Origin of the sequence: Cellulomonas sp. ATA003 (genome assembly GCF_031582905.1) — a bacterium.
Lineage (GTDB): Bacteria > Actinomycetota > Actinomycetes > Actinomycetales > Cellulomonadaceae > Pengzhenrongella.
This window is the reverse complement of record NZ_CP133990.1, coordinates 2,264,008-2,289,811: the sequence shown is the minus strand read 5'-3', so window position 1 is coordinate 2,289,811 and position 25,804 is coordinate 2,264,008. Positions and strand designations below refer to the sequence as shown.

Sequence of the window (25,804 nt, the reverse complement as noted above, 5' to 3'; positions counted from 1 at the left end):
CGATTAGGCTGGGGCCTCGTGTCGACCGCCTCCGCTGAGTCCAGCTACACCGCCCGGCACCTCTCCGTCCTCGAGGGCCTGGAGGCGGTGCGCAAGCGTCCCGGGATGTACATCGGCTCGACCGACTCCCGCGGGCTCATGCACTGCCTGTGGGAGATCATCGACAACTCCGTCGACGAGGCGCTCGCCGGGCACTGCTCGATCATCGACGTGATCCTGCACGAGGACCAGTCCGTCGAGGTCCGCGACGACGGCCGCGGGATCCCGGTCGACGCGGAGCCCAAGACCGGCCTCAGCGGCGTCGAGGTCGTGTTCACCAAGCTCCACGCCGGCGGCAAGTTCGGCGGCGGCTCCTACGCCGCCTCCGGCGGTCTGCACGGCGTGGGCTCGAGCGTCGTCAACGCGCTCTCCGCCCGTCTCGACGTCGAGGTCGACCGTGGCGGCAGGACGCACCGGATGACCTTCCACCGCGGGGAGCCCGGGGTGTTCGACGACGGCGTCGCCGGCCCCCGGCCCGACGCCCCGTTCACGCCGTTCGTGGACAACTCCGAGCTCGCCGTCGTGGGCAAGGTGCCCAAGGCGCGCACCGGCACCCGGGTGCGCTACTGGGCCGACCGGCAGGTCTTCCCCAAGACCGCGGTGTTCTCCTACGACGAGCTCGTCACCCGCGCCCGCCAGACGACGTTCCTCGTCCCCGGGTTGGCGATCACCGTGCGCGACGAGCGCCGCCTGCCGGGCACCCCCGGTGCGGACGGCCCGCACGAGGAGTCCTTCGTCCACCACGGCGGGACCCGCGACTTCGTGGAGTTCCTCGCCCCGGACGCACCGGTGACCGACACCTGGAAGCTGACCGGGACGGGCTCGTTCACCGAGACGGTCCCCGTGCTGGACGAGCGCGGGCACCTCACCCCGCGCGAGGTCACCCGCGAGTGCGAGGTCGACATCGCACTGCGGTGGGGCACCGGGTACGAGACCGAGCTGCGCACGTTCGTCAACGTCATCGCGACGCCGAAGGGTGGGGCCCACCTGGCGGGCTTCGAGGCCGGGCTGCTGCGCACCGTGCGCAAGGCGGTCGACGCGAACGCGCGCCGGCTCAAGGTGTCCACGAAGGACAACGAGCGCATCGAGAAGGACGACGTCCTGGCCGGGCTGACCGCCGTGCTGACCGTCCGGCTCGCCGAGCCGCAGTTCGAGGGCCAGACCAAGGAGGTCCTCGGGACCGCGCCCGTGCGGGGCATCGTGGCCAAGGTCGTCGACACCGAGCTCGGGGGGCTGCTCACCTCCACCAAGCGGGACGAGAAGGCGCAGGCGAGCCTGCTGCTGGACAAGGTGGTCGCCGAGATGCGGGCGCGGATGAGCGCCCGCAAGCAGAAGGAGATCTCCCGGCGCAAGAACGCGCTCGAGTCGTCGTCCCTGCCCGCCAAGCTCGCGGACTGCCGCAGCGCCGACGTCAGCCGCAGCGAGCTGTTCATCGTCGAGGGCGACAGCGCGCTCGGGACCGCCAAGCTGGCCCGCAGCTCGGACTTCCAGGCGCTGCTGCCGATCCGCGGCAAGATCCTCAACGTCCAGAAGGCGTCCATCACGGACATGCTGAAGAACGCCGAGTGCGCCGCGATCATCCAGGTGATCGGCGCAGGGTCGGGGCGGTCGTTCGAGCTCGAGGCCGCGCGCTACGGGAAGATCGTGCTGATGACGGACGCCGACGTCGACGGCGCCCACATCCGCACGCTGCTGCTCACGCTGTTCTTCCGGTACATGCGTCCGCTCGTCGACGCCGGGCGGGTGTACGCCGCGGTGCCCCCGCTGCACCGGGTCGAGGTCATCGGCGCGGGGTCGCGCAAGAACGAGTACATCTACACGTACTCCGAGGCCGAGCTCACCGCGACGTTGAAGAAGCTCGAGCGGTCCGGCCGGCGCTACAAGGAGGACATCCAGCGCTACAAGGGCCTGGGGGAGATGGACGCCGACCAGCTCGCGGAGACGACCATGGACCCGCGTCACCGCACGCTGCGGCGGGTGCGCATGGAGCATGCCGAGGCCGCCGAGAAGGTCTTCGAGCTGCTCATGGGGACCGACGTCGCACCGCGCAAGGACTTCATCGTCGCGGGTGCGCACCAGGTGGACTCGAGCCGCATCGACGTCTGAGCACGCCGGGGCGCCGGGACCGCGACGGGAATTCGGTTCGCGGCCCGGCGGGGACGGTCGATAGCGTGCCGGGCATGACCGACACTGCGACCCAGTCCCCGCCTGCCCCGGTGCTGCGCCCGATCGCCGAGCGTGCCCAGCCGCCGGCGAGCCTCACCGAGCCGCCGGACGACCTGGGCCTGCGGTGGCGGCCGCTCGAGCGCTCCGACGCCGGGGACCTGCACGCCCTGATCGCCGCGATGGAGGAGGCCGACCAGCCGCCGTACCGGACGGACCCCGACGAGGTCGGCGAGAAGTGGGACGGCGACTGGAAGGACATGGCCCGCGACTCCCTCGGTGGCCGCGACGCCGACGGCGTCCTGCGGGCCTACGGGACGGTCGAGGTGCGCCCGGGCGACACCACGACGGTGCGCGCTTCCTGGACGGCGGGGTGCACCCGGGGTGGCGTGGGCGCGGGGTGGGGCGCGCGCTGCTCGCCTGGCAGCTCGGCCGCGGTCGGCAGAAGCTGGCCGAGTCCGGCAAGGACCTCCCGGCGCGGCTGGCCGCCTACGCCGACGAGGACGCGGACGCCCACCGCCGGCTGCTCGCAGCGGCGGGTCTCGAGCCGCGCCGCTGGTACCGCACGATGCGCCGCGACCTGTCCACCCCGCCACCGGTCGTCGAGCTGGACGCCGGCCTACGGGTCGCGCCGTGGTCGCCCGAGCTCGACGACGCCGTCCGCGTCGCGCACAACGACGCCTTCCGCGACCACTGGGGCAGCGAGCCGGCCACCCCGGAGAGCTGGACGACGGGCCGGGCGAAGTTCGCGCCCGCGTGGAGCTTCGCGGTCGTCGACGACACCGCCGAGCCGGTCGACGGCGCCCCGGTGGTCGCCGCGTACGCCATGAGCGGCCGCTACGAGCAGGACTGGTCCGTGGTGGGGTACACGAGCGGGTACACCGAGATCCTCGGGGTCCGGCGCGCGTACCGCGGCCGTCGCCTCGCGCCCGCGCTGCTCGCGGCCTCGATGGCCGCGTTCCGCGCCGACGGCATCGAGTACGCCGAGCTCGACGTCGACACCGAGAACCCCTCGGGCGCGCACGGCCTCTACGAGCGGCTCGGGTACGAGGTGCGGCACGGCTCGGTGATGTACACCGTCGAGCTCTGACCCGCTCCCGGCGCGACGGCCGACGCGCCCACGGGCGGTCGGCCGTCGCGCGCGGGCGACCGGTCCCTACCCGACCGCGTGCACCGGCGCGGGCAGGACGACGCCGGAGCCGTCCCGGCGGGGGTCCACCGGCGGCAGGTCGACCGGCTGCCCGGCCGAGCCGGTCGCGCGCGGCGGTGTGGGCCCGACCCATGCCAGGACGAGGGAGTCCTCGCCCTTGAGGAACCGGTGCGCACGCACGCCGCCGGTGGCCCGGCCCTTGCCGGGGTAGACGGCGAACGGCGTCGTCTTCGCGCTGCCCACCTCGGTCCCTGGGAGCGCCGACGAGGACCCGGCGATCGTGACCACGGCGAGCCCGGCGTCGTCGTCCTCGGCGGTCGCGGGGGACACCGCCCCGAAGTAGACGACCTGCTGGCCCGGGGTGAGCTTCATCCCGGCCATGCCCCCGGCGGACCGGCCCTGCGGACGGACCGCGGACGCCGCGAAGTGCAGCAGCGACGCGTCGGAGCTGATGAGCACGAGCTCGTCGCCGTCGGACGCCGGGGCGGCGCCCACGACGCGGTCGCCGTCCCGCAGCGCGATGACCTCCCACGCGTCGCGATTGGCCGGGACGTCCCCCGGGGCGACGCGCTTGACGACCCCCGCCGCGGTCCCGAGCGCGAGGGTCGGTGCGGCCGGGTCGAGGGAGGTGAGCGACACGAGGGTCTCGCCCGGCTCCAGCGCGACGAGCTCGCCGACCGGCACGCCGCCGGACAGGCTCGGCGCGGCGTCGGTCGCGGGCAGCGACGGCAGGTCGAGCACCGGGACCCGGACGAGCCGGCCGCGCGACGTCACCGCGGCGACCTCGCCCCGGGTGGTGGCGGGGACCGTCGCGCGCAGGACGTCGTGGCGGTGCCGGCTGCCCTCGCGGGACGGGCGGGCGTCGTCGGTCGTGCGGGCGAGCAGCCCGGTCGCCGAGAGCAGCACCCAGCACGGGGTGTCCTCGATCTCAAGCGGGGTCGCGCTGCGGCCGGTCGCGACCGGCCCACCGCCGGCGGAGTCGAGCAGGATCGTCCGGCGGGGGTCCCGTGCGCTCGGGCGACCTCGGCCATCTCGTCGGACACGGCGCCACGCAGCAGCGCCTCGTCGTCGAGCAGGGCCTGCAGCGCCGCGATCTCCTCGGCGAGCTCGGCGCTCTCCTTCTCCAGCTCGATCCGGGAGAACTTCGTCAGGCGCCGCAGGCGCAGCTCGAGGATGTACTCGGCCTGCGTCTCGGACAGGTCGAAGACCTCACGCAGCCGGGTCCGGGCGGTGTCGGGGTCGTCGGAGGTGCGGATCACCTGGATGACCTCGTCGATGTCCGCGATCGCGAGGAGCAGGCCCTCGACCAGGTGCAGCCGGTCGCGGCGTCGGCCGAGGCGGAAGGTGCTCCGGCGGCGCACGACGTCGAGGCGGTGGTCCACCCACACGCGCAGCAGCTCGACGAGACCGAGCGTGCGCGGCTGGCCGTCGACCAGGGCGACGTTGTTGATGTTGAAGGACTCCTCGAGCGGCGTGTAGCGGTACAGCTGCTCCAGCACGGCCTCGGGGTTGAACCCCGTCTTGATCTCGATGACCAGCCGCAGCCCGTTCGAGCGGTCGGTGAGGTCGATGACGTCGCTGATCCCGGCGAGCTTCTTGGCCTGCACTCCCTCCTTGATCTTCTCGATCACCTTCTCCGGGCCGACCATGTAGGGCAGCTCGCTGACGACGATGCCCTTGCGCTTGGGCGTGACGCTCTCGATCCGGGTCGTCGCCCGGGTGCGGAACGCCCCACGACCGGTGCGGTACGCGTCACGGACGCCGTCGAGCCCGACGATCTTGCCGCCGGTCGGCAGGTCCGGGCCGGGGACGAGGCGCATGAGGTCCTCGAGCGTGGCGTCCGGGTGCGCGACCAGGTGGCGCGCCGCCGCGACCACCTCGACGAGGTTGTGCGGGGCCATGTTCGTCGCCATGCCGACCGCGATGCCGGACGCGCCGTTGACCAGCAGGTTCGGGAACGCGGCGGGCAGAACCGCGGGCTGGGTGAGCCGGTTGTCGTAGTTCGGGACGAAGTCGACGACGTCCTCGTCGAGCCCGGCGGTCAGCGCTAGCGCCGCCGGGGCCATCCGCGCCTCGGTGTAGCGGGCCGCCGCCGGGCCGTCGTCGAGCGAGCCGAAGTTGCCGTGGCCGTCCACCAGCGGCACCCGCAGCGCCCACGGCTGCGCGAGCCGCACGAGCGCGTCGTAGATCGACGCGTCCCCGTGCGGGTGCAGCTTGCCCATGACCTCGCCGACGACGCGCGCGGACTTCACGTGCGCGCGGTCGGGACGCAGACCCATGTCCGCCATGCCGTAGACGATGCGGCGCTGCACGGGCTTGAGCCCGTCGCGGGCGTCGGGCAGGGCGCGGGTGTAGATGACCGAGTACGCGTACTCGAGGAACGACCCGCGCATCTCCTCCGAGACGTCGATGTCGACGACGTGCTCGGTGAAGTCCTCGTCGGCCGGGGCGGGGTGGCGGTGCGGCGCGCCATGGGTGATGCGGCTCCTCGGTGGTCGCGGGTGCGCGCCGGGCGGCGCGACGGGGGACGGGTGCGGCGGGGCGGGGCCCGCACCGCGGGACGACGGTCCATTGTCCCGTGCGCACCGGCCTGTCCGGCACCCGGCGCGCGGGACGCACCCCTAGCCTGGGCGACATGGCTGGACCGACCGACCCGCGCCCGCGAGCCGCCGCCCCGTACCCCGAGGGCTGGGAGGCCGACGTCGTCCTGCGGGACGGCGAGACGACGCACATCCGGCCGATCACCCCGGCCGACGCGCCGGCCCTGCAGGCCTTCCACGTCGCGCAGTCGGAGCGGTCGACGTACATGCGGTTCTTCGCGGCGCTCGAGCGGCTGCCCGAGCGCGACCTCGCCCGCTTCACGACCGTCGACCACGTCGACCGGGTCGCGCTGATCGCCGTCCGGGCCGTGGAGGCGGACGAGGAGTCGGCCGGCGAGCCCGACGGCGGCACCGACCCGCGCCCCACCGAGCAGATCATCGGGGTGGCCCGCTTCGACCGGATCACCGCGGACGAGGCGGAGGTCGCGTTCAACATCGCCGACGCCCACCACGGCCGCGGCCTGGGGTCGGTGCTCCTCGAGCACCTCGCCGCCGCCGCGCGCGAGGTGGGCGTGCGGCGCTTCACCGCCGAGGTGCTGCCGCAGAACGGGCGGATGATCGCGGTGTTCCGCGAGGCCGGGTACGAGGTCTCCCAGACCGTCGACGACGGCGTCGTCACGGTCGTCTTCGACATCGACCCCACCGACCGGTCGCTCGCGGTGACCGCGGACCGCGAGCACCGCGCCGAGGCGCGCAGCGTGCAGCGGCTGCTCGGTGCCCGGACGGTGCTGCTGGTCGGCGCCGCGCGCGCCCCCGAGTCGTCCGCGCTCGACCTGCTCGTGCGGCGTGCGTTCACCAACCTGTCCACGAGCGGCACCGCGCGGCTGCACGTCGTCGGGCTCCCCGAGACGACCGGGCACGCCGGTCTGCCCCGTCAGGCCTGGTGGTCCGGACCGGGCAGCGCACCGGGGAGGCCACGCTCGTCGAGTACTGGGATCGGCTGGCCGACGTCCCCGGACCGGTCGAGGCCGCCGTCGTCGCGCTCCCCGGCGGACGTCGTGTCGGTCGTGCGCCGCCTCGGGCCGCTCGGGGTGCGCAGCGTCGTCGTGCTGTCCACGGGCTTCGCGGAGACGGGCGAGGCCGGTCTGGCGCTGCAGCGCGAGCTCGTGCGCGCGGCGCATGCCGCCGGGATGCGGCTCGTGGGCCCCGCGTCGTACGGGTTCTTCGACGCGGCCGCGGAGCCGCCCATGAACGCCTCGCTCACCGAGGACCTCCCGCGGGCGGGCGTGCTGGGCCTGTTCTGCCAGTCCGCGCCGATGGCGGTGCCGCTGCTCGCGTCGGTCGCGAACCGCAGCCTGGGGGTCTCCTCGTTCGTCTCCGCGGGGCACCGCGCCGACGTCTCCGGCAATGACCTCATGCAGTTCTGGGAGGAGGACCCGGCGACCGAGGTCGTGGGGCTGTGCCTGGAGTCGATCGGCAACCCGCGCAAGTTCTCCCGGATCGCGCGCCGTCTCTCGGCGGTCAAGCCCGTCGTCGTGGTCACGGCCGGCCAGTCCGGCCCGGTCGTCCCGCCCGGGCACGCCGTGCGGCAGACGCGCTCCACGCGGCGGACCGTCGAGGAGGTGTTCCGCCAGTCCGGGGTGGTGCGCGCCGACAACACCCACGCGCTGCTCGACATCGCCCAGCTCTTCGCCTCGCAGCCCGTGCCGCGGGGTCGGCGGGTGGGCATCGTCGCCGGGTCGTCGTCGATGGCGGCCATCGCGTCCGAGGCGGCCGTCGCCGCGAAGCTCGAGAACCGTGGCCAGGTCGTGACGTTCAGCGCGGACACCACCGACGAGGAGCTCGACGCGTCGCTCGACGCGCTCTACCGGAACGGGGACTGCGACGTCGTCATCGCCGTCCACGTGCCCACGGTCGGCGGTGCGTCGACCCGGCTCGCCCGCGCCGTGGCCCGGGCCGCGGCCGGGTCGGGTGTGACGACGGCGGCGTGCGTGCTCGGTCTGCACGGTGTCACCGACACCCTGACCGCCACGGACGGCACCGGTCGCTCCTGGACCGTCCCGGCGTACTCGACCCCGAGGGCGCGGTCGCCGCGCTCGGTGCGGTGGTCGGGTACGCCGCCTGGCGGGGCCGCGACCACGGGCACCCGGTGGTCCCGGTGGGCATCGACCGCAACCGGGCGCGACGGGTCATCCGCGCCCACCTGGACCGCGCCGGCGGCGACGGCCCCGTGCGGCTGTCCCGGACCGACGCCGCCGAGCTCCTCGACCTCTACGGCATCGAGCTGTGGCCCGCACGCTCGGTCACCGGTCCGGACGAGGCGGTGGCGGCCGCGGAGGAGCTCGGCTGGCCGGTCGCCCTCAAGAGCACCGCGTCCCGGCTGCGGCACCGCGCCGACCTGGGCGGGGTGCGGCTGGACATCGACCACCCGGACGACCTGCGCGTCGGTGTGCAGGGGCTCCAGGAGCGCGCCGCGCACCTCGGTGCGCACTACGCGCCGCTCGAGGTGCAGCGGATGGCGCCGGCCGGTGTCGCGTGCGTCGTGCGGACCACCGAGGACCCGCTCTTCGGCCCGGTGGTCTCGTTCGGGCTGGCGGGCGACGCGACCGAGCTGCTCGGTGACATCGCGCAGGCGATCCCGCCGCTGACCGACGTCGACGTCGCCGAGCTCGTCCGGTCCGTGCGCGCCGCGCCGCGCCTGTTCGGCTACCGCGGGCTCCCGCCCGCCGACGTCGACGCGCTCGAGGACGTCATCGCCCGCGTCTCGGTCCTGGCGGCCGACCACCCCGAGGTGCGCACGCTCGAGCTGCACCCCGTCGTCGTCGCCGAGCACGGTGCCGCGGTGCTGTCCGCCCGCGTCGAGCTCGCGACCGCGAGCCGCACGGACACCTCCCGCCGGTCGCTGCCCGCCTGACGCCGGCGCGGTCGGGCCCGGGCGCCGACCGGCGCCGCCCCGGCGCCCGCCCGCGTGCCCGGCCGCGCACCCCGGCCGGCCGAGGTGCCCGCCCCCGCGCCGGGGTGGAAGGATGACCCGGTGACCGGAGCCACCACCGACCTGCAAGCCGACCTGCACCGCGCCGGGTACTACCCCGAGCTCGTCGCCGACGTCCTCGACGTGGCGCTCGCGGACGAGCCCGTCGTCGCGCACCTGGTGCACGCCGAGACGACCTTCGACGCGAGCGAGGTGCGTCGCCATGTCACCGTGCTCGTGCTGACGGCGTCGCGGCTCGTCGTCGCGCACGTCGACGACCACCCCGCCGACAGCGAGCACCCGGCGACGAGCGCCTCGGCGACCACGGAGTCGGTCCCGCTGACCGAGCTGCGGTCGGTGGCCCTGACCCACGTCATCACCAACCCCGAGCAGCACGTCGCCGGGGTCGTCGCGGCCGAGCTCACGCTGTCGATCGGGTGGGGTGCGGTGTCCCGCCTCGACCTCGAGCCCGCGACCTGCCCCGACCCGTCCTGCGAGGCCGATCACGGCCTGACCGGCACGATGACGCCGGACGACATCGTCGTGCGCATCAGCTCCGGGGCCGAGGGCCCCGGCGCCGTGCGTGCCGCCGCGGACTTCGCGCGCCGGCTCTCGGCGGCCTCCGCGCGCACCCGATGACGGTGCCGGTGGCGGGCCCGGCCGTCCCCGCGTCCGCACCCGACCTCGGTGCCGCCGGCCTCGTGGCGCCCCGGTACGACGGCGCGAGCCTGGGCGCGGTCCTGCCCGCGGTGGCCGACGCGCTCGGCGTGCCGCTCGGCGACGGCGAGTCCGCGCGGTGCCGCGCCGAGCTGGGGCTGCCCCGCGTGCAGCGGGCGTGCGTCGTGCTGGTGGACGGCCTGGGGTGGGACAACCTCGCCGACCGGTCCGGGCACGCCCCGTTCCTGCGCTCGCTGCTCGGCGACGGGCGCGAGCTGGTCACGGGCTACCCGTCGACGACCGCGGCGTCGCTCGGGCTGCTCGGCACCGGGCGCGGCCCCGGGCGCACCGGCATGGTCGGCTACACCGCGCGGCACCCCGGCACGGGGGCGCTCGCGAACCTCGTCTCGTGGACCGACGTCGGCCCGGCGCGGGAGTGGCAGCGCGAGCCCACGGTCCTCGAGCAGGTCGACGCCGCCGGGGTGCCGGTGACGTCGGTCGGCCCGGCACGCTTCGCCGGGTCCGGGCTCACCGAGGCGGTGCTGCGCGGCGGGGGGTACATGCGCGCCGAGAGCCTCGCGGACCGCGTCGACGCCGCGGTGTTCTCGCTCATGGGCCCGGCGCTCGTCTACCTGTACTGGGGCGACGTCGACAAGATCGGCCACCACCACGGCGTCGGGTCGTGGCAGTGGGGCGAGGCGCTCGGCGAGCTCGACCGCGAGCTCGCGCGGCTCGCCCGCGCGCTGCCGCCCGGGACGCTGCTCGCCGTGACCGCCGACCACGGCATGGTCGACGTCGACCGGTCCAGCCGCTGGGACGTCGCGACCACGCCCGCGCTCGCGCAGGGCGTGGAGCTCGTCGCGGGGAGCCGCGCGCGCTGCACGTGCACACCCGCGGTGACGCCCCGGACCTGGTCGCCGCCGTCGCGGCGCGCTGGCGTGGCACGCTCGGGCCCGCGGCGGTCGTCGCGACGCGCGACGAGGCCGTCGCGGCGGGGTGGTTCGGGCCGGTGGCCGACCACGTGCGCCCGGCCCTGGGCGACGTCGTCGTCGCCATGACCGGCCGCAGCACGGTGGTGGACTCGCGCACGCAGTCCTCCGCGTCGATGGACCTCGTGGGCATGCACGGGTCCTTCACCCGCGCCGAGATGGTCGTGCCCCTCCTGACCGTCCACCGCCGCTAGGGGGCCGCCGTGGCCGAGCTGGCGTTCTTCTCCGGGACCATGGACTGCGGCAAGTCGACCCTCGCGCTGCAGATGGACCACAACCACGCCGCGCGCGGCCGCGGCGGGATCATCTTCACGCGCGACGACCGCGCGGGCAGCGACGTGCTGTCCTCCCGGCTGGGCCTGCAGACGCGCGCCCACGAGGTGCACGACTCCACCGACTTCTGGCACGAGGTGGTCGAGCGGCGCATGCGCGGGGACCGGGTGGACTACCTCATCTGCGACGAGGCGCAGTTCTACTCGCCCACCCAGGTCGAGCAGCTCGCCCGCCTGGTCGACGAGATGGGGGTCGACGTCTTGGCGTTCGGCATCACCGCGGACTTCCGGACCCGGCTGTTCCCCGGCTCCCAGCGGCTCATCGAGCTGGCCGACCGCGTCGAGGTGCTCCAGGTGCAGGCGCTGTGCTGGTGCGGGGCGCGGGCGACGCACAACGCGCGCACCGTGAACGGGATCATGGTCGTCGAGGGCGAGCAGGTGGTCGTCGGGGACACCGCGCCGCACGACGACGACGTCGCCTACGAGGTCCTGTGCCGTCGGCACCACCTGCGCCGGATGACGGCCACGGCCGCCCGGTCCGCCTCGCCGTCGCCGGACACCCTCACCCTCGACGTGTAGGGCCGGTGCGGGTCGGGTCGGGCCGGGCCATCCCGGCCACCCCGGCCGACCGGTCGCTCCGGGCCAGCCGGCCCGGCGACGTCACTCCGGCTTGGCGCCGAAGACGATCTCGTCCCAGCTCGGGACGCTCGGCCGACCGCGGCGACCGCGCGGGCGCTCCACGAGCGGCGGTGCGGCGTCGTCGGGCAGCGGCTCGTCCGGCTCGAGCGCGACCGGGGTCTCCGGCTCGGTGATCCGGCGCGGCCCGGACGGCGCCGGCAGCACGGTGTCGTCGGTCGCAGCGGACGGGTCCGAGTGCGGCGGGTGGGCCGCCGGGGGCAGCTCGGCGCCACCGAGGTCGAAGGCGCGCTGCGGGCCGAAGCCCTCGAACTCCTCGTCGGGCTCGCTGTCGTCGAACGGCTGGCGCACGCCGCGCTTGGTGCGCAGGTCGTCGAGGAGGGCGGCGGTGGCATCCATGGGCACCGGCTCGTCCTCCGGGTCGAGGACGACGTCGTCGACGAGCGGGGTGAGGGGACGCACGGAGCCGTCGGGGCCGACGTCGAAGACGACGTCACGCACCGCGGCCAGGTGGCGGCGCGGGATGACCTCGTCGGCGAGCTCGGTCTCGGACAGCCAGCGCGCCTCGTCCTCGAGGGCCTGCACGGCGCGGGCCTGCGCGTCGAACGTCCACAGCGCCTCGCGCTTCTCGCCACCGGCGACGAAGCGCACGACGACGGTCCACGGCGCGGGACCGTCCCGGAACGCGTCCCACTCGATGGTGGCGAGGTCGACGCCGCGGGCCGCGAGACGGTCCGGCACGAGGTCGCCGAGGACGGGCGCGTCGCTGTCCCGGCCGACGCGGGTCCGCTGGGCCAGGCCCGCCACGTGCTCGCGCTCGGCGAGCACGGGGCCCTCGTACCGGCGCACCTGCTCGATCGCGATGTCCGCGCTCTCGGCGACCGCGGCCGCCGACTGCCCCGCCCGGATGCGGGCCTGGATCTCCCGCGGTGCGAGCGAGCCGTAGCGCTCCGCGCGCAGCTGCTCGAGCTGCGGGCGGTCGCGGCGCACGGCCGCGCGCAGCGGCTCGTCGATCCGCAGACGGAACCGCTGCCCGTCCGAGCCCACCAGGACCAGGTGCTCCCCGTCCTCGTGCAGACCCACCAGCTCTAGCTCACCCATGTACGTGACCTCCCGGACTCCGTCCCACAGCGTGCCACCTGCGCCGCCGGATCGGTGACATCTCGTCCGGTGCGCCGTCCGTGCCGAGCTCCTGCCGCCACCACGCCGAGCCCCGCGCGCCTTGAGGTTGGATGGGGCGGTGACCACACCCACCGCGCTGCCCGATGCCGACACCACCGCCCGCCTGGTCGAGCTGGCGGCGAGCCTCGCCCGCGAGGCCGGCGCGCTGGTGCGCGACGGTCGTCCGGACCAGGTCGACGTCGCCGCGACCAAGTCGAGCCCCATCGACGTCGTCACCGAGCGGGACCTCGCCTCCGAGGCGCTGCTGCGCTCGCTCCTGGCCCGGCACCGGCCGGACGACGGCATCCTCGGCGAGGAGGACGAGCCCGTCGCGGGCACGTCGGGGCTGACCTGGGTGCTCGACCCGATCGACGGCACCGTGAACTACCTCTACGGCATCCCCGCCTACGCGGTCTCGGTGGCGGTCGTCGCCGGGCCGCCTGTGCCCGAGCGCTGGACCGCCGTCGCCGGTGCGGTGCACAGCGTCTCCGACGGCCGGACGTACACCGCGGGGCGCGGGCTGGGTGCCGCGTGCGACGGGCGCGCGCTGCGGGCCAACCCGCCGCGCCCGCTCGCCGAGTCCCTCGTCGGCACGGGCTTCGCGTACACCGCGCAGCGCCGCGGTGAGCAGGCGACGATCCTGGCCGAGCTCATGCCGCACATCCGCGACGTCCGCCGCATCGGCTCCGCCGCGCTGGACCTGTGCTCGGTCGCCGCCGGCAACCTCGACCTGTACTACGAGCGCGGGCTCAAGCCCTGGGACCTCGCCGCCGGCGCCCTCGTCGCCGCGGAGGCCGGAGCCGTCGTCGGGGGTCTGCACGGCGCGCCGGCGGGGGAGACCATGACGGTGGCCGGGCCGCGCGGCAGCGTCGAGCGGCTGGTCGCGTTCCTCGAGGAGCACCGCGCCACCGACTGCGCCTGAGGGGGCCCGACGGACGGCTGCGGCCGCACGCGCCGCACGCCGCGCGGGGCGTGGCGCGCCGGCCGGGCACGCCACGCGGTCGGGGAGTGCGGTCGGCGCCGATATACGGCACAATCCGCAGCGCCCCGGGGGAACAAACCAGTGCTCTCGTGCATTGAGTCCGTACCTCACCACCGCACGACCACGACACGGAGTGTGACCACACAGATGGCAACCGACTACGACGCCCCGCGCAAGACCGAGGAGGACCTCAGCGAGGACTCCCTCGAGGAGCTGAAGGCGCGCCGCTCCGACAAGAGCTCGGGAGTCGTGGACGAGGACGAGACCGAAGCCGCCGAAGGGTTCGAGCTCCCGGGCGCCGACCTCTCCGGCGAGGAGCTCTCCGTCCGCGTCCTGCCCCGGCAGGCCGACGAGTTCACCTGCTCGAGCTGCTTCCTGGTGCACCACCGCAGCCAGCTCGCCTTCGAGAAGAACGGTCAGCCGGTCTGCACCGAGTGCGCCGCCTGACGGTCCGCACCCCGGCGTCCGGTCCTCGCTGACCGTCCGCCCGTCACGACCACACCCGTCACGACCTCTCGCGTCGCGACCTCACGGCCGGTGGCCGCGGGACCTCTCGTCCCGCGCCGCCGGCCGTCCGCGTCCGGGGCCACCGGCCCGGTCGCGCCCCGTGGCCAGGGCGGTGGCAAGGCGCTCGGGGTGCCGCGTCGACACGATCCAGTACGGCGTCGGGTCCTGCGGGTCGACGACCTCGACCCGCACCGCGGTCCGGGCCCACGCGCGCAGGCACACGTGCGCGCGGGCGTCGAGGCGTGGCCCGAGCTCGGCGCGGGTCATCTCGGCGTCCAGCGCAACCACCTCGCCGACGAGGGCCAGCGGCAGGTGGGCCCGGCCGGCCCACAGCTCGCCGTCGGCCACCCGGACCCGGGTCGCCCACCGCGCCGCCAGCACGAGCGCGACCGCGAGGGTCACCACGCCGCCGACGACGCCCGCGGCCGGGCTCACCGGATACAGGGCGATCACGCCGACGAGGCCGAACCCCGCGACGCCGACCCACCCGGCCGGGCCGAACCACAGGCGCTCGTCATGCGTGGTGGGACGGGTGGCGGCGGGGTCGACCATGGCTCCAGCATCCCAGGTCGTCGAGGCCTGCCGGGCACCGGCGGGGACGCGGCTAGAGTCGTCGCCCGTGGCTCCCCCGACCTCGAGGTCCTGCTGGTCATGCTCGACGACGAGCTGCCCGTCCCCACCTACGCCCACCCGGGTGACGCCGGCGCCGACCTCGTCGCCCGCGTCGACGTCGAGCTCGCGCCGCACGCGCGCGACCGTGCCCACCGGGGTGAGCATCGCCCTGCCGGACGGGTACGCCGCCTTCGTCCATCCCCGCTCCGGGCTCGCGAGCCGGCACGGGCTCACGGTCGTCAACGCCCCGGGCACCGTGGACGCCGGGTACCGCGGGGAGATCCAGGTCACCCTCCTCAACACCGACGCCGTCGAGCCGATCCGGTTGAGGCGAGGTGACCGCATCGCCCAGCTCGTGGTGCAGCGCATCGAGCGGGCACGGTTCGTCCGCGCCGAGCGGTTGCCGGGGTCGCACCGCGGTGACGCCGGCCTCGGTTCCAGCGGTGGGTGGGCGCACCGGGAGTAGGTCGGCCCCCTTGGGGCTATTACTGTCGACATGGTGCACAGCGCGCAGGCACGCCCGTCCCGGGCGGCCCGCGCCGTGGCCGAGGAGCGAAGGAGAGCACACGTGGGTCTGTTCCGACGTGGCGCGAACGACCGCGATACGGCGTCCGTCCAGGCGGCTGACGACGTCGAGACCGCCGGCGCCGAGCCGACGCCCGCGCAGGGCGGCAGCGAGGCAGAGGTGGGCGACGACGCCGTCCTCGCCGAGGCCGCGTCGTCGCCCGGTCGCCCCGCGCCCGGTGGGCCGTGGGACGTCTCCGAGGTGGACGGACCGGGCCGACGGCTCGACCTGGGGTCCGTCTGGCTACCCGGCGTCGTGGGCATGGAGCTGCGGATGGAGGTCGACAAGGCCACCAACCAGGTGACCGGCGTCGGGGTGACCCTGGCCGGCTCCGCGCTGCAGGTGCAGGCGTTCGCCGCGCCGCGCACGGACGGCATCTGGGACGAGATCCGCGGCGAGATCGCCGAGTCCGTGACCAAGCAGGGTGGTGCGGTCGACGAGGTGCCCGGGCCTTTCGGCCGTGAGCTGCTCGCGCGCCTTCCCGTGCGCACACCGGAGGGCCGCACGGGTCACCGCCCAGCTCGCTTCATCGGGCACGACGGTCCGCGCTGGTTCCTGCGCGGCGTGCTCACCGGCGCGGCCGCCGTCGACCCCGAGCGCGCGGCCACGCTCGAGGCGCTCTTCGCGGACATCGTCGTCGTCCGCGGCACCGAGGCACGCGCACCCCGCGACCTGCTCGCGCTGCGGCTGCCGGGCCAGCGACCCGCGCCCGCGGTGCCGCCGGCCGCCGCGACGCCCGCACTCGACCCCTGACCCGGGGGCCCGAGATCACCGAGACCCGATAGGCGACCGACCCATGGACGTCAGGTCCGTACTGCAGCGGGCGCTCGCCTCGCAGGCCGAGCTCGAGGCCGACGAGGAGCGCACCGAGTCCCACAAGCGCGGCTGCACCCCGGTCGCCGAGGTGCCCGAGCGGCGCCGGGCGACCGTGCACGGCGTCATCCGCTCCATCACGCTGCGCCCACGCCAGGGCGTGCCGGCGCTCGAGGCCGAGCTGTACGACGGCACCGGCACGCTGGACCTCGTCTGGCTCGGCCGTCGCGAGATCGCCGGCATCGAGCCGGGACGCCGCGGCACCTTCGAGGGCCTCGTGTGCGGCATCGACGGCCGGCGCACGGTGTACAACCCCCGCTACGAGCTCCAGCCCCGTCCGGGTGAGTGAGCCGGGTGCGGGTGGCCCCGGGCGCGACCCGGTGAGCGGCCCGACGCGCGCCGACGCCGACGCCGGCGGCGCCACCCCGGCGCGCCCCGCGCCGGCCGGTGTCGCCGCCGTGCTCGGCGACGACTTCTCGGTCGCGGACGCCGTCGGCGGCGTCCGGGGGCTCGCTGAGTCGGTGGCCCCCGGGATCGTGTTCGTGGCGGTGTACGTCGCGACGTCGTCCCTGACCCCTGCGCTCGTCGCCTCGGTCGCCGTCACGGTGGTCGCGGTCGTCCTGCGTCTCGTGCAGCGCACCCCGATCACGCAGGCGCTCGCCGGCGTGGTGGGTGTGGCGATCGGCGTGTTCTGGGCCTGGCGCTCCGGCGAGGCCCAGGACTACTTCGCCTACGGGCTGTGGACCAACGCCGCCTACGGCGTCGCGTGCCTCGTGTCCGTGCTGGTCGGCTGGCCCCTGGTCGGGATCGTCGTCGGGCTGCTGCGCGGCGAGGGCACCGCGTGGCGCGCGGACCGCGTCGTGCGCCGGCGCTACGCGTGGGCGACCTGGGTGTGGGTGGCGATGTTCGGGGCCCGGCTCCTCGTGCAGGTCCCGCTCTACCTGGGGGCGTCCGTGGGCTGGCTCGGCACCGCGCGGCTCGTCATGGGCGTGCCGCTGTGGGCGCTGACCCTGTGGGTCACCTGGTTGCTGGTCCGGACCCCAGGATCCGCTCCAGCTCCGTCTCGTCAGCCATCCGACCCGTGACGAACATGAGCTCGTCGCGCTCCTCGAGGGTGTCGTCCGGGCTCGGGGCGATCGGCTGGTCGCCGCGCACGATGCAGGCGAGCACGGTGTCGGCCGGCCACTGCACCTGACCGACGCGCGCGCCGGCGAGGGGCGACCCCTCGGGCAGGGTCAGCTCGAGGATGTCCGCGCCGGACTGGTGGAAGGTGAAGATCCGGACGAGGTCCCCGACGGCGACGGCCTCCTCGACCATGGCCGTCATGATGCGCGGGGTGGAGACGGCGACGTCGACCCCCCACGCCTCGTCGAACATCCACTCGTTCTTGGGGTTGTTCACCCGCGCGACGGTCCGGGGCACGCCGTACTCCGTCTTCGCCAGCAGGGAGATCACCAGGTTCGCCTTGTCGTCACCGGTGGCGGCGACGACGACGTCGCACTCGGCGACCTTCGCCTCGGTCAGCGTCGGCAGCTCGCAGGCGTCGGCGAGCAGCCACTCCGCGTCCGCGACCGACGCGACCCGCATGGCGCTGGGCTGCCGGTCGATGATCGTGACCTCGTGGTCGTGCGCGAGCAGCTCCCGGGCGATGGAGCGGCCCACGGAGCCGGCACCGGCGATGACGACGCGCATCAGTGGTCCTCCGGGGGCGGGTCAGGGTGCGCTCGACCGCCGCGGTGTCCCGGGCGCGGACGAGCAGGTGCAGCACGTCGTTCTCCTGCAGGACGCCGTCCGGGGGCGGCAGCAGACCGTCGCCGTACCGGAGCAGGTAGGCGACGCGGGCGCCCGTGGCCGACTCGATCGTCCGCAGCGGGGTCCCCACCCAGGCGGGATGGACATCGGCGCGCACGAGCCGGATCTGCCCGGACTCGTCGCGGTACTCGTCCGTCGCGCCCATCGGCAGCATGCGACGCAGCACCTGGTCCGACGTCCAGCGCACCGTCGCGACGGTCGGGATGCCGAGCCGCTGGTAGATCTCGGCACGGTGGGGGTCGTAGATGCGCGCCACGACGTTGGCGACCCCGAACGTCTCCCGCACGACGCGTGCGGCGAGGATGTTGGAGTTGTCGCCGTCGGAGACCGCGGCGAACGCGTACGCGTCCTCGATCCCGGCCTGACCCAGCGTGTCGCGGTCGAAGCCGAGCCCGGTGACCTTCTTGCCGGAGAAGTCGGCGTCCAGCCGGCGGAACGCGTCCGGGTTCTGGTCGATGACGGCGACGGAGTGCCCGCTGGCCTCGAGCGACCCGGCCAGGGTCGCCCCGACCCGACCGCAGCCCATGATGACGAAGTGCACGGTGGAGCACGCTACTCCGCCCGGTGCGCAGGTCCGGTGCAGGTCGGGTCCGCAGGTCCGGTGCGCAGGTCGGACCAGTGCCTAGAGTGGTCACTCATGTCTGACATCGCGGACGCCGCCAAGCGGCTCCTGCTCGGGCGGCCGGTCCGCAGCGACCGGCTCGACCACACCCTGCTCCGCAAGCGCATCGCCCTGCCCGTCTTCGCGTCGGACGCGCTCTCCTCGGTCGCGTACGCCCCCGACGAGATCCTCCTGACCCTCGCGCTGGCCGGCCTCGCCGCCACGGTCGTCTCGCCGTGGGTCGGTCTCGGCGTCGTCGTCGTCATGCTCACGGTCATCGCCTCCTACCGGCAGAACGTGCACGCCTACCCGTCCGGCGGCGGGGACTACGAGGTCGCGACCGCGAACCTCGGGCGGACCGCCGGGGTCTCGGTCGCGAGCGCGCTGCTCGTCGACTACGTCCTGACGGTCGCCGTCTCGGTGTCCGCCGGTGCCCAGTACGCGGCGTCCGCGGTCCCGGCGCTGCGCGGGCACGAGACGGCGTTCGCGATCGGGGTGGTCGCGCTGCTCACGCTCGCGAACCTGCGCGGCGTGCGCGAGTCCGGGGCGGCCTTCGCCCTGCCGGTGTACCTGTACATGCTCGGGGTGGGCTCGGTCGCCGTCGTCGGGCTGGTCCGCTACCTGGCGGGGGACCTGCCGCAGGCGGCGAGCGCGGAGCTGGAGATCGTGCCGCAGTCGGGCCTCGAGCAGGGGCTGACCGGGCTGGCGGGTGCGTTCCTCATCCTGCGCGCCTTCGCGTCCGGGTCGGCCGCGCTGACCGGGGTCGAGGCCATCAGCAACGGCGTCCCGGCGTTCCGCAAGCCCAAGTCGCGCAACGCCGCCACGACGCTCGCGCTGCTCGGGCTGATCTCCATCACGTTCATCATGTCGATCCTCGTGCTGGCCCGGGCGACGGGGGTGCACTACGTCGAGGACCCGGCGTCCCAGCTGCTGCGCGACGGCGTCCCGGTGGGTGAGGAGTACGTCCAGCACCCGGTGATCGGCCAGCTCGCCGAGACGGTCTTCGCGGGCTACCCCGTGGTGTTCGTGTCCATCGCCGTGGTCACCGGGCTCATCCTCGTCCTGGCCGCCAACACGGCGTTCAACGGCTTCCCGGTGCTCGGCTCCATCCTGGCCAAGGACGGCTACCTGCCCCGCCAGCTGCACACCCGCGGGGACCGGCTGGCGTTCTCCAACGGCATCATCACCCTGGCGCTCGCGGCCATCGTGCTGATCTGGGCGTTCGACGCCCAGGTCACCCGGCTCATCCAGCTGTACATCGTCGGGGTGTTCGTCTCGTTCACGCTGAGCCAGCTCGGCATGGTCCGGCACTGGACCCGCGAGATGCGCACCGTCACCAGCCCCGTGACCCGGCGCCGCATGGTGCGGTCCCGGGTGATCAACGCGGTCGGGCTCGGTATGACCGGGGTCGTCCTGGTCATCGTCCTCGTCACGAAGTTCACCCACGGCGCCTGGATCGCGATCCTGGCGATGGGCCTGGTGTTCGTGCTCATGAAGGCGATCCGCCGTCACTACGACCTCGTGCGCGCCGAGCTCGCCCTCGGTGACGATCCCGCGGCCGCGCGCGCCCTGCCGAGCCGGGTCCACGCCCTCGTGCTCGTGTCCCGGCTCCACAAGCCGACGATGCGGGCGATCGCCTACGCGCGGGCGTCGCGGCCCCAGGTGCTCGAGGCGGTGACGGTCGGCGTCGACCCCGAGGACGTCGCCGAGCTGCGCGCGCAGTGGGAGGAGCTCGACCTCCCCGTCGCGCTCAAGGTGCTGGACTCCCCGTTCCGGGAGATCACCCGCCCGATCCTCACCTACGTGCGCTCCATCCGCCGCGACAGCCCGCGTGACCTCGTCGTGGTGTACATCCCCGAGTACGTCGTCGGGCACTGGTGGGAGCAGCTCCTGCACAACCAGAGCGCGCTGCGGCTCAAGGGCCGGTTGCTGTTCACCCCGGGTGTCGTGGTCGCCTCGGTGCCGTGGCAGCTCGCCTCGACCGAGGGGCAGACGGGCCTCGAGGGCACCGTGCAGGGTACGGTGCCGGGTGCCTTCTGACCGTCGCCGCCCGCGCAGCCCCCGTCCCGTCCGTGCCCCCCGGACGGGGAGGCCGATGGTCGCATCGTGGAGCTCACGGTCGGGCCGGTCGCGCACGGCGGCCACTGCGTCGCCCGGCTGGACGACGACGCCTCCCCGGGCTCGCCCGGCGGCCGCGGCCGCGTGGTGTTCGTCCGGCACACTCTGCCCGGCGAGCGCGTCCGCGCCCGGCTGACCGAGACCGCCCCGGACGCCTCGTTCTGGCGGGCGGACGCCGTGGAGGTCCTCGAGGCGTCCGACGACCGGGTGCCGTCCGCGTGGCCCGAGGCGGGGCCGGGCGGCGTCGGCGGCGGGGAGCTCGCGCACGTCGCACTGCCCGCGCAGCGCCGGTGGAAGGCGGACGTCGTCGCCGAGCAGCTGCGCCGGCTCGCGAAGCTGGACCGCGACGTCGTCGTCGAGGCGGCGCCCGGGGACGACGCGCGCGGCGGGCTGGGCTGGCGCACGCGGATCGACCTGGTGGCGGACGCCACCGGCCGCGCGGGCATGCTCGGCTACCGGTCGCACGAGGTGCACCCGCTCACCGCGATGCCGCTCGCTGACGAGGCGATCGCCGGGCTCGACCTGTTCGGGCGCACGTGGCCGCCCGGGGCCCGGATCGAGGTGGTCGCCCCGGCCGACGGCACGCCGCTCGTGCTGGTCGACGGCGTCCCGCACGTCGGCGGCCGCGCCGACAAGCGCCCCAACGCGCGCAGCACGGTGCGCGAGCACCTGCGGGTGGGTGAGCGCGAGTACACCTACCGGGTCGCCGCCGACGGCTTCTGGCAGGTGCACCGCGAGGCCCCCGGTGTGCTCGCGCAGGCCGTGCTGGACGGCCTCGGCGACGTCGACGGCGCCACCGTGCTCGACCTGTACGCAGGAGCCGGGCTGTTCACCCTGCCGCTCGCGGACGCCGTCGGGCCGACCGGCGAGGTCGTCAGCGTCGAGGGCGACGAGCGTGCGGTCCGCGACGCACGTCGCAACGTGCACGACCGCGCCAACGTCGAGCTGCACGCCGGGGAGGTCGCCCGGGTGCTGTCCGGTGCCGTGGACGCCGACTCGGACGTCGTGCACGCGGACGCCGTCGTGCTCGACCCGCCGCGTGTGGGCGCCGGGCGCAAGGTGGTCGCGGCGATCGCCGAGCTGCGCCCCGAGCGCGTCGTCTACGTCGCGTGCGACCCCGCGGCCCTCGCCCGCGACGTGTCGTACCTCGCCGAGGCCGGGTACGCGCTGAGCGGGCTGCGGGCGTTCGACCTGTTCCCCATGACGCACCACGTCGAGTGCATCGCGGTGCTCGACCGCGCCTGACCGGGAGGCCGGGTCAGGCGGGTCGGGCGGGTCGGGCGGGTCGCCTCACGGGTTCACCCGCGCGCGTCGTCCGGCGACGGCACGAGGGCGAGGCCCGCCGCGAGCACTCCGAGCAGCAGCCCGGTCCGGGTGTGCGGCAGACGCACCCCGGCAGCGGCCCGCGCCTCGCCGCGGCGGAAGACCCACCGCTCGGCGGCCACGGTGAGCGCGGTCGACGCCCCGAGGAAGAGAACGGCGAACGCCGCACCGACGACCTTCCCGGACGTCGGCAGCGTCGCGAGCGTCGAGGGACCGGACGCCGCCCCTCGGTCGTCGCGTCCTCGGCGACGAACGTGTTGTCCTCGGTCCGCTCCGGGTCCGTGGGGGCGGTGGCCGGGGCATCCGTGACGGGGGTCTCCCGGGCCGCGCGGACCGCCGCGGCCGCTGCCTGCACGTCCGGCAGGGAGCCGGCGGCGATGGCGGCGAGCAAGCCCGTCTTGACCCACGCACGCAGCGGACGCGCACGGATGAGGTCCGGCGTGGCGTAGTAGGCGGCGGTGCCCGCGCCGCTGACGAGGGCGATCCGGGTGCGTGACGGCGTCGGTGTCGTGGTCATGCCGCCCATTGTCGCGGACGACCACCCGATGGTCAGGGCACCGGTCGGCACCGGTCGTGCGCGGTGCGGCGAGGTCTGGCCCTCCGGGCAGGTCCGGCATAGCGTCGGTGGTCAGGGCGCTCGCGTCCGGCGGGCGCGCGACAGCAGGGAGTCGGTCGTGGAGCACATGGACGAGCAGGAAGCCGCCCGGCGCTACGTCGAGGCGGGTCGGATGGCGGCCGCCGAGGCGCGCAAGGCCGGCACGCCCGACTACGACCACCGCGCGCACGACCGCGCGGTCGAGTTCGAGCGCAAGGCGGCCGAGGCGCTCGCCGCCGCCCAGGCGGGCGGGGGTGACGTCGGCGCCGGCGGGCGCTGACCACCGACACCGAGGGGGACCCGCCCGCCGGCGGTGGGTCCCCGGTGTGTGCCGTCCCGGCAGAACGGGTACGATGTATCTTGACGTCAAGATAAACGGGCGGCCCGCCGATGGGCGCGGCCACCCGCGCCCGGTCCGGCGGCCCGTGGGGCGCCGAGCAGTCGCAGCGAAGGAGCAGATGTGAGCAACGTCGACACGTTCGGGTCGAAGGGGACCCTGGAGGTCGGCGAGACCTCCTACGAGATCTACCGCCTCGCCGCGGTGCCCGGCCTCGAGCGCCTGCCGTTCAGCCTCAAGGTGCTCGCGGAGAACCTGCTGCGCACCGAGGACGGCGCCAACATCACCGCCGACCACGTGCGCGCGTTCGCGTCGTGGGACCCGGCCGCCGAGCCGGACACGGAGATCCAGTTCACGCCGGCGCGCGTGGTCATGCAGGACTTCACCGGGGTGCCGTGCGTCGTCGACCTCGCCACGATGCGCGAGGCCGTCGCCGACCTCGGCGGCGACCCGAACCGGATCAACCCGCTCGCCCCGGCCGAGCTCGTCATCGACCACTCGGTGCAGATCGACGTCGCCGGCCGGCGCGACGCGTTCGAGCGCAACGTCGAGCTGGAGTACGAGCGCAACTTCGAGCGCTACCAGTTCCTGCGCTGGGGCCAGACGGCGTTCGACGACTTCAAGGTCGTCCCGCCCGGCACCGGCATCGTGCACCAGGTCAACCTCGAGTACCTGGCCCGCGGCGTGATGACGCGTGAGGTCGGTGGCGTCACCCGCGCGTACCCCGACACCTGCGTCGGCACCGACTCGCACACCACGATGGTCAACGGCATGGGCGTGCTCGGCTGGGGCGTCGGTGGCATCGAGGCCGAGGCCGCGATGCTCGGCCAGCCGGTCTCGATGCTCATCCCGCGCGTCGTCGGCTTCAAGCTCTCCGGGGCGATCCCGGCCGGCGTCACCGCGACCGACGTCGTCCTGACGATCACGCAGCAGCTGCGCCAGCACGGCGTCGTCGGCAAGTTCGTCGAGTTCTACGGCGAGGGCGTCGCCGAGGTCCCGCTCGCCAACCGCGCGACGATCGGCAACATGAGCCCGGAGTTCGGCTCGACCTGCGCGATCTTCCCGATCGACGAGGTCACGGTCGACTACCTGCGGCTGACCGGGCGCTCGGACGACCAGATCGCGCTCGTCGAGGCCTACGCCCGCGAGCAGGGGCTGTGGCACGACCCGTCGTCGGCGACGTACAGCGAGCCGGTGTACTCCGAGTACCTCGAGCTCGACCTGTCCACCGTGGTGCCGTCGATCGCCGGGCCCAAGCGCCCGCAGGACCGCATCGAGCTGACCGAGGCGAAGCAGTCCTTCGCGACCTCGATCCTCGACTACGTCGACGACTTCCAGCACCAGGACACCCAGGGCCTCGACGAGTCGGTCGAGGAGACCTTCCCGGCGTCCGACCCGATCGCGGCGGGCGAGCACGCGGACGCCTCGGCCGCCCCGCGCCACGTCGACGGCGGCGATGCGGCCAAGCGGCCGCACAAGCGCGTCCCGCTCACCCTGGAGAACGGCACCCAGACCGAGCTGGACCACGGGCACGTGGTGATCGCGTCGATCACGTCGTGCACCAACACCTCCAACCCGTCGGTCATGCTGGCCGCCGCGCTGCTGGCCAAGAAGGCCGTCGAGAAGGGGCTCGTCGCCAAGCCGTGGGTCAAGACCTCCATGGCTCCGGGCTCGAAGGTCGTCACCGACTACTACGAGAAGGCCGGCATGTGGCCCTACCTCGAGAAGCTCGGCTTCCACCTCGTCGGGTACGGCTGCGCGACGTGCATCGGCAACTCGGGCCCGCTGCCCGAGGAGGTCTCCGCCGCGGTCAACGAGCACGACCTGTCGGTCGTCTCGGTGCTCTCGGGCAACCGGAACTTCGAGGGCCGCATCAACCCCGACGTGAAGATGAACTACCTCGCGTCGCCGCCGCTGGTGGTCGCCTACGCCCTCGCCGGGACGATGGACTTCGACTTCGAGAACGAGCCGCTCGGCGCCACCGAGGCCGGCGAGGACGTCTACCTGCGCGACATCTGGCCGTCGCCGGCCGAGGTGCAGGAGACGATCGACTTCGCGGTCCAGCGGTCGATGTTCACGAAGGACTACGCCGACGTGTTCGCCGGCGACGAGCGCTGGCAGGGTCTGCAGACCCCCGAGGGCGCGACGTTCGCCTGGGACCCGCAGTCGACCTACGTGCGCAAGCCCCCGTACTTCGACGGCATGGGCGCAACGCCGGAGCCGGTCACCGACATCGCCGGTGCGCGGGTGCTGGCCAAGCTCGGTGACTCGGTCACGACCGACCACATCAGCCCGGCCGGCTCGATCAAGGCGGACAGCCCGGCGGGGGTCTACCTCGCCGAGCACGGCATCGAGCGGCGCGACTTCAACTCCTACGGCTCGCGCCGCGGGAACCACGAGGTCATGATCCGCGGCACGTTCGCCAACATCCGGCTGCGCAACCAGCTCGTGCCCGGCGTCGAGGGCGGCTTCACGGTGAACCACCTCACCGGCGAGCAGACCACCATCTACGACGCCGCGCAGGCCTACGCCGCCGCGGACGTCCCGCTGGTGATCCTCGGCGGCAAGGAGTACGGCTCCGGGTCGTCGCGCGACTGGGCCGCCAAGGGCACCAGCCTGCTCGGCGTCCGCGCGGTCATCACCGAGAGCTTCGAGCGGATCCACCGCTCCAACCTCATCGGGATGGGCGTGCTCCCGCTGCAGTTCCCGGCCGGGGAGAACGCCGAGTCGCTCGGCCTCGACGGCACCGAGACGTTCGACGTCGCGGGCGTCACCGCGCTCAACGAGGGCACCACGCCGCGCACCCTCCGGGTCACGGCGACCAAGGGCGACGGCACCACGGTCGAGTTCGACGCCGTGCTGCGGATCGACACCCCCGGCGAGGCGGACTACTACCGCAACGGCGGCATCCTGCAGTACGTCCTGCGCTCGCTGGTGACCGCGGCCTGACGCACGGGTCCC

At 74.5% G+C, this 25,804-nt stretch carries 20 protein-coding genes and 4 pseudogenes; 18 read left to right on the top strand and 6 right to left on the bottom strand.

Annotated elements, in window-relative coordinates; all coding sequences use genetic code 11:
• The first annotated feature begins 18 nt into the window (after positions 1–18).
• Both REH70_RS11355 and REH70_RS11350 read left to right on the top strand, forming a co-directional pair.
• A complete protein-coding gene (locus REH70_RS11355; RefSeq protein WP_310747298.1) occupies positions 19–2,145 on the top strand; it encodes a DNA topoisomerase IV subunit B in 2,127 nt (708 codons plus the stop codon).
• Between the two features lie 430 nt (positions 2,146–2,575).
• Positions 2,576–3,292 (top strand): GNAT family N-acetyltransferase, encoded by a 717-nt coding sequence (locus tag REH70_RS11350; RefSeq protein WP_310747296.1) that lies wholly within the window; start codon positions 2,576–2,578, stop codon positions 3,290–3,292.
• 66 nt (positions 3,293–3,358) lie between these two features.
• Here REH70_RS11350 and REH70_RS11345 read toward each other — a convergent pair.
• A pseudogene (locus REH70_RS11345) lies at positions 3,359–5,825 on the bottom strand (DNA topoisomerase (ATP-hydrolyzing) subunit A).
• A 162-nt stretch (positions 5,826–5,987) separates the two neighbouring features.
• On the opposite strand from REH70_RS11345, the pseudogene REH70_RS11340 reads away from it, so the two are divergent.
• From REH70_RS11340 to REH70_RS11315, 6 genes and pseudogenes are all read left to right on the top strand, one after another.
• Positions 5,988–7,523 (top strand): annotated as a pseudogene (locus tag REH70_RS11340) (GNAT family N-acetyltransferase); the annotation flags it as partial.
• Positions 7,524–7,879: 356 nt separating this feature from the next.
• Positions 7,880–8,806, top strand: coding sequence for an acetate--CoA ligase family protein (locus REH70_RS11335; protein ID WP_310754245.1), 927 nt, complete (start codon positions 7,880–7,882; stop codon positions 8,804–8,806).
• Between the two features lie 120 nt (positions 8,807–8,926).
• Positions 8,927–9,502, top strand: a complete 576-nt coding sequence (locus tag REH70_RS11330) for a DUF5998 family protein (protein ID WP_310747295.1) — start codon at positions 8,927–8,929, stop codon at positions 9,500–9,502.
• An 8-nt stretch (positions 9,503–9,510) separates the two neighbouring features.
• Positions 9,511–10,578, top strand: coding sequence for an alkaline phosphatase family protein (locus REH70_RS11325; protein WP_310747293.1), 1,068 nt, complete (start codon positions 9,511–9,513; stop codon positions 10,576–10,578).
• Positions 10,575–10,703, top strand: coding sequence for a hypothetical protein (locus tag REH70_RS11320; RefSeq protein WP_310747292.1), 129 nt, complete (start codon positions 10,575–10,577; stop codon positions 10,701–10,703). The genes REH70_RS11325 and REH70_RS11320 overlap by 4 nt, the downstream gene beginning before the upstream one ends.
• A gap of 9 nt (positions 10,704–10,712) precedes the next feature.
• Positions 10,713–11,360: a thymidine kinase gene (locus REH70_RS11315; RefSeq protein ID WP_310747291.1), complete on the top strand. Its 648-nt coding sequence runs from the start codon at positions 10,713–10,715 to the stop codon at positions 11,358–11,360.
• 81 nt (positions 11,361–11,441) lie between these two features.
• Here the strand turns inward: REH70_RS11315 and sepH are convergent, their stop codons facing one another.
• Positions 11,442–12,518 (bottom strand): septation protein SepH, encoded by a 1,077-nt coding sequence (gene sepH, locus REH70_RS11310; RefSeq protein ID WP_310747290.1) that lies wholly within the window; start codon positions 12,516–12,518, stop codon positions 11,442–11,444.
• A gap of 139 nt (positions 12,519–12,657) precedes the next feature.
• Here sepH and REH70_RS11305 point away from each other — a divergent pair, with 139 nt between their 5' ends.
• Together REH70_RS11305 and REH70_RS11300 are read left to right on the top strand one after the other, a co-directional pair.
• On the top strand, positions 12,658–13,500 hold the full coding sequence (locus tag REH70_RS11305; protein ID WP_310747288.1) for an inositol monophosphatase family protein: 843 nt from the start codon (positions 12,658–12,660) through the stop codon (positions 13,498–13,500).
• 207 nt (positions 13,501–13,707) lie between these two features.
• On the top strand, positions 13,708–14,007 hold the full coding sequence (locus REH70_RS11300) for a DUF4193 domain-containing protein (protein WP_146902053.1): 300 nt from the start codon (positions 13,708–13,710) through the stop codon (positions 14,005–14,007).
• 81 nt (positions 14,008–14,088) lie between these two features.
• Here the strand turns inward: REH70_RS11300 and REH70_RS11295 are convergent, their stop codons facing one another.
• Positions 14,089–14,619, bottom strand: a complete 531-nt coding sequence (locus REH70_RS11295) for a DUF3093 domain-containing protein (RefSeq protein ID WP_310747284.1) — start codon at positions 14,617–14,619, stop codon at positions 14,089–14,091.
• Between the two features lie 99 nt (positions 14,620–14,718).
• On the opposite strand from REH70_RS11295, the pseudogene dut reads away from it, so the two are divergent.
• The 4 genes and pseudogenes from dut (at position 14,719) to REH70_RS11275 (ending at position 17,142) form a co-directional block, all read left to right on the top strand.
• Positions 14,719–15,145, top strand: a pseudogene (dut, locus tag REH70_RS11290) (dUTP diphosphatase).
• A 102-nt stretch (positions 15,146–15,247) separates the two neighbouring features.
• On the top strand, positions 15,248–15,997 hold the full coding sequence (locus tag REH70_RS11285; RefSeq protein WP_310747282.1) for a DUF3710 domain-containing protein: 750 nt from the start codon (positions 15,248–15,250) through the stop codon (positions 15,995–15,997).
• A 43-nt stretch (positions 15,998–16,040) separates the two neighbouring features.
• Positions 16,041–16,406 carry an OB-fold nucleic acid binding domain-containing protein gene (locus REH70_RS11280; RefSeq protein WP_310747280.1) on the top strand — a complete coding sequence of 122 codons (366 nt, stop codon included), beginning with the start codon at positions 16,041–16,043 and terminating at the stop codon, positions 16,404–16,406.
• A complete protein-coding gene (locus REH70_RS11275) occupies positions 16,399–17,142 on the top strand; it encodes a DUF3159 domain-containing protein (RefSeq protein ID WP_310747279.1) in 744 nt (247 codons plus the stop codon). The genes REH70_RS11280 and REH70_RS11275 overlap by 8 nt, the downstream gene beginning before the upstream one ends.
• On the opposite strand, the gene REH70_RS11270 is transcribed toward REH70_RS11275, so the two are convergent.
• Positions 17,075–17,749, bottom strand: a complete 675-nt coding sequence (locus REH70_RS11270; RefSeq protein ID WP_310747278.1) for a TrkA family potassium uptake protein — start codon at positions 17,747–17,749, stop codon at positions 17,075–17,077. The two genes, REH70_RS11275 and REH70_RS11270, sit on opposite strands and share 68 nt — an antisense overlap.
• Positions 17,750–17,762: 13 nt before the next feature.
• Positions 17,763–18,395: pseudogene (locus REH70_RS11265) on the bottom strand (potassium channel family protein); the annotation flags it as partial.
• A gap of 111 nt (positions 18,396–18,506) precedes the next feature.
• Here REH70_RS11265 and REH70_RS11260 point away from each other — a divergent pair.
• Both REH70_RS11260 and REH70_RS11255 read left to right on the top strand, forming a co-directional pair.
• On the top strand, positions 18,507–20,510 hold the full coding sequence (locus REH70_RS11260) for an APC family permease (protein ID WP_310747277.1): 2,004 nt from the start codon (positions 18,507–18,509) through the stop codon (positions 20,508–20,510).
• A 63-nt stretch (positions 20,511–20,573) separates the two neighbouring features.
• Positions 20,574–21,833, top strand: a complete 1,260-nt coding sequence (locus REH70_RS11255) for a methyltransferase domain-containing protein (RefSeq protein WP_310754243.1) — start codon at positions 20,574–20,576, stop codon at positions 21,831–21,833.
• Positions 21,834–21,886: 53 nt separating this feature from the next.
• Here REH70_RS11255 and REH70_RS11250 read toward each other — a convergent pair whose 3' ends face one another.
• Positions 21,887–22,033 carry a hypothetical protein gene (locus REH70_RS11250; protein ID WP_310747275.1) on the bottom strand — a complete coding sequence of 49 codons (147 nt, stop codon included), beginning with the start codon at positions 22,031–22,033 and terminating at the stop codon, positions 21,887–21,889.
• A 561-nt stretch (positions 22,034–22,594) separates the two neighbouring features.
• On the opposite strand from REH70_RS11250, the gene REH70_RS11245 reads away from it, so the two are divergent.
• Both REH70_RS11245 and REH70_RS11240 read left to right on the top strand, forming a co-directional pair.
• Positions 22,595–22,786, top strand: coding sequence for a translation initiation factor 2 (locus REH70_RS11245; protein ID WP_310754242.1), 192 nt, complete (start codon positions 22,595–22,597; stop codon positions 22,784–22,786).
• 180 nt (positions 22,787–22,966) lie between these two features.
• Positions 22,967–25,792: an aconitate hydratase gene (locus REH70_RS11240; RefSeq protein WP_310747273.1), complete on the top strand. Its 2,826-nt coding sequence runs from the start codon at positions 22,967–22,969 to the stop codon at positions 25,790–25,792.
• The last annotated feature ends 12 nt before the right edge of the window (positions 25,793–25,804 follow it).